This is a genomic window from Bradyrhizobium sp. S69, from assembly GCF_009766005.1.
In the GTDB taxonomy this organism is placed as follows: Bacteria; Pseudomonadota; Alphaproteobacteria; order Rhizobiales; family Xanthobacteraceae; genus Bradyrhizobium.
In genome coordinates this window covers 199563-206165 of record NZ_LMUK01000042.1, presented here as the reverse complement: position 1 = coordinate 206165, position 6603 = coordinate 199563, and the positions used below count along the sequence as shown (strand labels likewise).

At 63.7% G+C, this 6603-nt stretch carries 5 protein-coding genes; 2 read left to right on the top strand and 3 right to left on the bottom strand.

The features are described from left to right. Together GSQ88_RS21115 and GSQ88_RS21110 are read right to left on the bottom strand one after the other, a co-directional pair. Window positions 1-1285: Y-family DNA polymerase (locus GSQ88_RS21115; RefSeq protein ID WP_159009686.1), on the bottom strand; the 1285-nt coding region annotated here is incomplete at its 3' end. Between the two features lie 106 nt (window positions 1286-1391). Continuing rightward, window positions 1392-2222: an ImuA family protein gene (locus GSQ88_RS21110; protein ID WP_159009685.1), complete on the bottom strand. Its 831-nt coding sequence runs from the start codon at window positions 2220-2222 to the stop codon at window positions 1392-1394. Between the two features lie 168 nt (window positions 2223-2390). Between GSQ88_RS21110 and GSQ88_RS21105 the strand changes: the two genes are divergently transcribed. Both GSQ88_RS21105 and GSQ88_RS21100 read left to right on the top strand, forming a co-directional pair. Beyond that, window positions 2391-3629: a putative DNA modification/repair radical SAM protein gene (locus GSQ88_RS21105; RefSeq protein ID WP_159009684.1), complete on the top strand. Its 1239-nt coding sequence runs from the start codon at window positions 2391-2393 to the stop codon at window positions 3627-3629. Window positions 3630-3833: 204 nt separating this feature from the next. Beyond that, entirely contained in the window at window positions 3834-5279 is a 1446-nt protein-coding gene (locus tag GSQ88_RS21100; RefSeq protein ID WP_159009683.1) for a UdgX family uracil-DNA binding protein, read from the top strand. Window positions 5280-5332: 53 nt separating this feature from the next. Here GSQ88_RS21100 and kdgT read toward each other — a convergent pair whose 3' ends face one another. Beyond that, window positions 5333-6334 carry a 2-keto-3-deoxygluconate transporter gene (gene kdgT, locus GSQ88_RS21095; RefSeq protein ID WP_159009682.1) on the bottom strand — a complete coding sequence of 334 codons (1002 nt, stop codon included), beginning with the start codon at window positions 6332-6334 and terminating at the stop codon, window positions 5333-5335. Window positions 6335-6603: the final 269 nt, after the last annotated feature.

Genomic DNA, 6603 nt, shown 5'->3' with positions numbered 1-6603 from the left:
CCGGCCGTTCGAACAGCCGCAGCGGCCGCAGCGGCGGTTCGCTCTCTGCCCGACCCGGCCAGACGGCTTGAACCGCCGTGGCCAGATGATGCTGCGCGGGTGCGGCGATCGCCGCGCGCTCCGGGATATGGCTATCCTGCGGCAGATGCACGACCACGCGCCTGCCGCCGATCCGCGCCGCGATACGATCGATCAGCGCGGCCAGTTCGTCATTGTCGTGCACATGGGCATCGAGATCGTGCTGCTGCTGCACCACGATTTCGGTGCGGCTCGCCGACAGGCGAATGAGATCGAAGCCGAAACCGGGATCGAGCGGATCGCGCAGCGCATCGAGCCGTTCGCGAAACAGCCGGTCGATGACAGCGCTTTTGGTCACCGGCAATCCAGCATCCACCACGATCGTGCGCACCGCGCCGTCGGTGCGGAAGAAACTCGCTTCCAGCCGCCGTGCGCCTTTGCCCTGCCTGTCCATCGCCACAACCAGCATTTGCGCCAGCCGGGATAGGGTCGCCGCGATCACCCCATCGGTCGCCACCGGTTCGGCAAAGCGTTTCTCGACGATATAATCCGGCAGTGGTTTTCGCGGGCTGATCGGCGCATCGCCCTGTCCCAACGCCTGTTCCAGCAAATTGGTGAAACCGGCACCGAACCGCGCGGTGATTTCGTGGCGCTCGCGCGCGGCCACATCCCCGATGGTTTTGAGGCCGGCGCGGCGCAGGCCTCGCGTGATGGCCTCATCGGCGCCGAGTGCGAACACCGGCAGCGGACTGACCGCATCGGCTTCCCCGCCCTGGCGGACAATGCGGCCATGGGCATGGCTTCGCAGGGTTCGTGCGCAGACGGCCGTGCCGGCAATCGCGCCGCTGACGGCAAAGCCTTGCGCGGTCAACGCCGCGCACAAAAGATGCATCAATGCGGCCTCGCCGCCGAACAGATGCGCGCAACCGGTGATGTCGAGAAACAGGCCATGCGGCGCATCGAGCGCCACCAGCGGCGTGAAGCGGTCGCACCAGTCGGCGATGTTATTCAGCAATTTGGCGTCGGCGGCCTGATCGGCGTCGAAGACTTTTAGATGCGGACAGATCGCCCGCGCATTGGCCAGAGGCAGACCGACCTCGAGGCCGAGATCGGCGGCGGCATCATCCAGCGCGTAGATCTGCAGTGCGTTGTTTTGCTTGGTGACGACGACGCTGGGGTCGTCCTGAGAAGTAGTTGGTCTATCCTGAGCGGCAGCGCTGTTCCCTCCCCCCTTGCGGGGGAGGGCTAGGGAGGGGGGTGGCGGCAACGGCAGCGCTTGTGGCTTACCCCTCTCCCCCACCCTCCCCCGCAAGGGGGGAGGGAGCCGATTGTCCGTGTTGCGAGCGATCTCGTTTAAAAATTCTTCGCTATTTTCATCCTGCGCGACGTTCGCGGTACTCGAATCCATCTGCCATGAAAGCTGCCGCTTGATGCGGTCGATGGGCAGGCGTGGCAGCCACAGGCTGAGGATACGCCGCGGGTTCGCTGAAAAGGCACTCATCACATTTCCATTCCATGATCCATTGCCCGAGCGCGCCGTGACGATTGCGGACGAGTTGCGTGTCGAACATCGGCGCGCCCCATGCGGTCCAGGCCGCCGCAGGCATTAAAGCCGCCCCCGGCGGCGAATGCGCCGCGCGCACGATCCATCTGGTCTCCGCGGTCGAAGGCTGCGGCTCCGCTGCCACGCGCAGCACCAGGCAGGTGACGCCGGAGGCCTGGGCTGTCAGCGTCAGCTTGCGGCTGGCGACGAGATCGAGCTGCCGCGCCTCGCCCCAGACTTCCAGCACCACCGCGCCCACCGCATCGCAGGCCAGCGCATCGGCGGCGGTGCGCAGCGCATTGTCCGCATCGGGCGCGCGCACGGTCACCAGCCGGCGCGGATCGAGACCGAGTTCGGCAACCCCGTTCATCGATAACGCGCCCGATTCAACCTCGCTGAAATCCTGCCGCACCCAGACCAGCGGACGCCGTACCGTCACCCGTCCCGCCAAGCCTGCGATGAAGCCGGTGGCCGCGCCGCTTTGCCGCCCCTCGGCGAACACCTCATGCAGCGCGCCGGTGGCGAGCCCGCCCTGCAGCGTCGCATCCGCGGCCGCATGACCGAGCGCCATCCGGTCAAGCGCATGCGTGTCGCCATGCGCCTCGAGGCGATCGATGCGCCCTCGCAAATTCGCAAGCGTGTTCATGCGTGCGCTGATCATTCCGCGCCGCTCCCTCGAAAATATTGGACTGCCAGTGGCTCTTGGAATGAACCCTTAAGCTGGCTCATTTGTTCATGGTATGTTCTAATATAAAGCTAACAAGGCCGATGGAGTCAATCGAATTGGCGCTCGGAGGCGATTTGGCAGTGGAATCAAGGGGATTCAGCGATGGATGTGGAACGCAAGCTGGCGATCCTGGCGGATGCCGCCAAATACGACGCGTCCTGCGCCTCCAGCGGCACCGAACGGCGGGACTCCAGCGACGGCAAGGGCATGGGCTCGACCGCGCCCGGCATGGGCATCTGCCACTCCTACGCACCGGACGGCCGCTGCATCTCGCTGTTGAAAGTGCTGCTGACCAACGCGTGCAACTACGACTGTCTTTATTGCGTCAACCGCAGCTCCAGCAATGTGCCGCGGGCGCGCTTCACATCGGATGAAGTCGTCAAGCTGACGCTCGACTTCTATCGCCGCAATTATATCGAGGGGCTGTTTCTCTCCTCCGGCATCATCCGCAGCGCCGACTACACCATGGAGCAGGTGGTGAGCGTCGCGCGGAAACTGCGCGAACAGCATCACTTCCGCGGCTACATCCATCTGAAAACCATTCCGGAAGCCGACGACGCGCTGATTACCGAAGCCGGCAAATACGCCGATCGCCTCAGCATCAACATCGAGGTCCCCGAGGAGGACAGCCTTGCCAGGCTGGCGCCGGAGAAAAACGTGCGCGCGATCCGCCGCACCATGGGCCGGCTGCGCCTGAAGCTCGATGAAGCGCAGGAGGATCAAGCGACAGCGACAAAGGCAAAACCGCCGCGCTTCGCACCGGCCGGCCAGAGCACGCAGATGATCATCGGCGCCGATGCGGCCAGCGACAAAACCATCCTCGACACCTCAGCCAATCTCTATGGCTCCTACAAGCTCAAGCGCGTGTATTATTCGGCGTTCAGTCCGATCCCGGATTCAAGCCGCGCGCTGCCGTTGAGCCCGCCGCCGCTGGTTCGCGAGCACCGGCTGTATCAGGCCGACTGGCTGATGCGGTTTTACGGCTTTGACGCCGGCGAAATCGTCGATCCGACACGAGGCATGCTGTCGCTCGAGATCGATCCGAAGCTGGCGTGGGCGCTGCGCCACCGCGACCGCTTCCCGCTCGATATCGCCACGGCCAGTCGCGAAGACCTGCTGCGGGTGCCGGGTTTTGGCACCAAAGCGGTCGACCGCATCATCGCCACCCGCCGCGTCACCTCCATTCGCGTGGCCGATCTGGCGCGGCTGCATGTCCCGGCGAAAAAGGCACTGCCGTTCATCGTTCTCAGCGATTTCAAGCCATCGCCGCATCAACTCGACGATGCGCGGCTGGCGGAACGGTTCAAGCCGAAGGCCGAGCAATTGGGATTTGGGTTTTAGAACGTGTGCAAGCCGTCATCCCCGGGATGAACGCAATTGCGTTCACCCGTGAGGAGCGCGCCCTCCTGGCAGCGCGCTTGCGCTGTCCAGTGCGCGCGTCTCGAAGGATGTGCCGCAAGCACCGTGCTGAACACCACCCTTCGAGACGCGGCGAAGACGCCGCTCCTCAGGATGACGGCGTAACGTGTAGCGGAGAGTAGAACTATGCACCTCATCACGCTCGATAGCCAAACCGATTTCGAAGGCTGGCGCACGGCGGCGCGATCGCTGGTGCTGCATGAGGTCAAACCAACCGACGTGACATGGATCGTGCGGGGCGACGAGTCTGAGTTGTTCGCACCCGCGGCCGAAGCGCTGCCGCTCGAAACCCCATTGGGCACCTTCCAAGCCACCTTCAATGTCTCCGCCAAATTCGTCGAGCTCGCGCAATCGGCCATCCTGCATCGCGATCCCGAGCGGTTTGCGATGCTGTATCGGCTGCTGTGGCGGCTGCGTGGCCATCATCATCTGCTTGAGGTCGCGACTGATCCGGATGTCGCGTTGCTGACAGTGATGGCCAAGGCCGTGCGCCGCGATGAACACAAGATGCACGCCTTTGTCCGCTTCCGCGAAGTTGGCCGCGAACAGAAGGCGCACTACGTCGCCTGGTTCGAACCGGAGCATCACATCGTCGAACTGGCGGCGCCGTTTTTCGCCCGCCGGTTCGCCGACATGCCCTGGTCGATCCTGACGCCGGATGCTTGCGCGCATTGGGACGGCCATGCCGTTTCGATCACGCCGGGCGTCGGCAAGGCCGAGGCGCCGACCGAGGACCGGTTGGAGGAAACCTGGCGGCGTTACTATGCCAGCATCTTCAATCCGGCGCGGCTCAAGGTGAAGGCGATGCAGAGCGAGATGCCGAAGAAATATTGGCGGAACCTGCCCGAGGCCTCGCTGATTAAACCCCTGATCGCCGGCGCCGAACGCTTAACCGGCGCGATGATCGCCAATGCCGCCACCGAACCGCATAAATCGCAGAAACGGCCGGAACCTTCGATGAAGCATGAAACAAGCGGCGACATTGCCACCTTGCGCGAAGAAGCCGCCGATTGCCGCGCCTGCCCGCTCTGGAAAGATGCCACGCAGACGGTGTTCGGCGAAGGCCCGCCGCATGCCCGCATCATGCTGGTCGGCGAGCAGCCCGGCGACAAGGAAGACCTCGCCGGCAAACCGTTTGTCGGCCCCGCCGGACAAATGCTCGACCGCGCGCTGCAGGAAGCCGGCATCGACCGCACCAAGGTCTACGTCACCAATGCCGTCAAGCATTTCAAGTTTGTACCGCGCGGCAAGATTCGCCTGCACCAGAAACCCGCGACGCCGGAGATCAAGGCCTGCCGGCAATGGTACGAGCGCGAACTGGCGGCGATCAAGCCCGCGCTGGTGGTGGCGATGGGCGCCACCGCAGCGCAAAGCGTGTTCGGGAAAATCACGCCGATCAACAAGAACCGCGGGCAGTTGATCGAACTGGAGCACGGCATCCAAGCGCTGGTGACGGTGCATCCGTCCTATCTGCTGCGGTTGCCCGATCCCGACGCCAGGGCGCTTGAGTATCAACGTTTCGTCGACGATCTGCGGATCGTCGCGGCGATGTTGAAGAAGCACGCGGCCTGACTGGAGCTGATCGATTCCGAACCGATCAGCTTCTTATTGGACGCCTCGGCGCGCTAAACGACCTCCTTGGCTTTTAGGCCGCGCAGATCGGGATCGCGCTGCTCGACGATGCGGCCGGAATACCTGGCCCACATCGCCGTCAGAATTGGCACCAGTATCGCCGTGACCAGGCATGCCGTCGCCACCAGCGCGGTAGCTGCCGGCACCACCGGTTTGAACTTCGGAATCATCTCGGCGATGATGGTTGGATTGGCGACCGCGGCTCCCGCGGTACTCGAAGCCGCAATGCCTGCGGTACCGTTGCCGCCGCCGATGAACTTGTCGGCCAGGATCAGCGGGATTCCCGTGACCACGATCACACCTAAGCCGAGCAGAATGCCCGCAAAGCCGCTGGTGGCGATGACGTTAAGGTCGATGCCGCAGCCGAGCGCGAACCCGAAAAACGGGATCAGAGGATGAACACAGCGACCGAAGAATTCCCTCAGTTCGGAATCAAGATTTCCGAGCGCAAACCCGATCAGGAATGGCAGCACGGCGCCGACGAACAGCCGGGGCTCGAAAACCGCAACCCCGGTTGCGCCGAGGATCAACATGCTGAACAGCGGACCGGATTCGACCGACATCAGGACGAACGCACTGGCCTCCTCCTTGGTGCCGTATTGCTGCATCACCGCCGCATAGAGCCCGCCATTGGTCATGTCCATCGAGGCGGTGACCGCGAGAACCGATAGTCCCGCCAGCAGCCCCGTGGTGAGGCCGCCCTCGGGCAGCAGGTGGGTCGCGATCAGCGTCGCCGCCCAGGCGACAATCAGCTTGGTGACCAACAGCGTTCCGGATTTCCGCAGCACCGTGCCGGTAGCCCGCAAATCGATCGTCGCGCCCATGCAGAAGAACCATACGGCGAGGATCGGCACCGTCCCCGTAATCAGGCCGTTGGTGAAGGAACCAAAGTATTTTCCGGCGTCGGGCGCGAACGTCTTGCACAGGGCGCCCAGAATCAGCGGGATCAGCATCAGCCCGCCCGGCACCGTTTCCACATATCTCTTGATCTGCACTGTCGTTCCTCCCGTTTTTTATCGTTGTATCGTTGACTGGCGCGCGCGGCCGCAGGCTCGGACGCCAGCGCGATACACAACAAAACCTACAGGCTTCGCAAGAGGTTAAGTTGGCAGAGCCCGGCTCCCGGCGGTCTGCTACCGCCGCGTCAGGCCCACGCCGGTAGGATGATACGGAGGCTTCACCCGAGCGAACCGATCCGTGCCCGTTAGACACCGTTCTTTCGCAGCCGTTTCACGTGTCTGTCACATACCTCAAGCAAGGTCCG

Bases quoted from the DNA above. Each gene is read 5' to 3' on its own strand.
- GSQ88_RS21110 (WP_159009685.1), bottom strand. From the start codon at position 2,222: ATGATCAGCGCACGCATGAACACGCTTGCGAATTTGCGAGGGCGCATC.
- GSQ88_RS21105 (WP_159009684.1), top strand. From the start codon at position 2,391: ATGGATGTGGAACGCAAGCTGGCGATCCTGGCGGATGCCGCCAAATAC.
- GSQ88_RS21100 (WP_159009683.1), top strand. From the start codon at position 3,834: ATGCACCTCATCACGCTCGATAGCCAAACCGATTTCGAAGGCTGGCGC.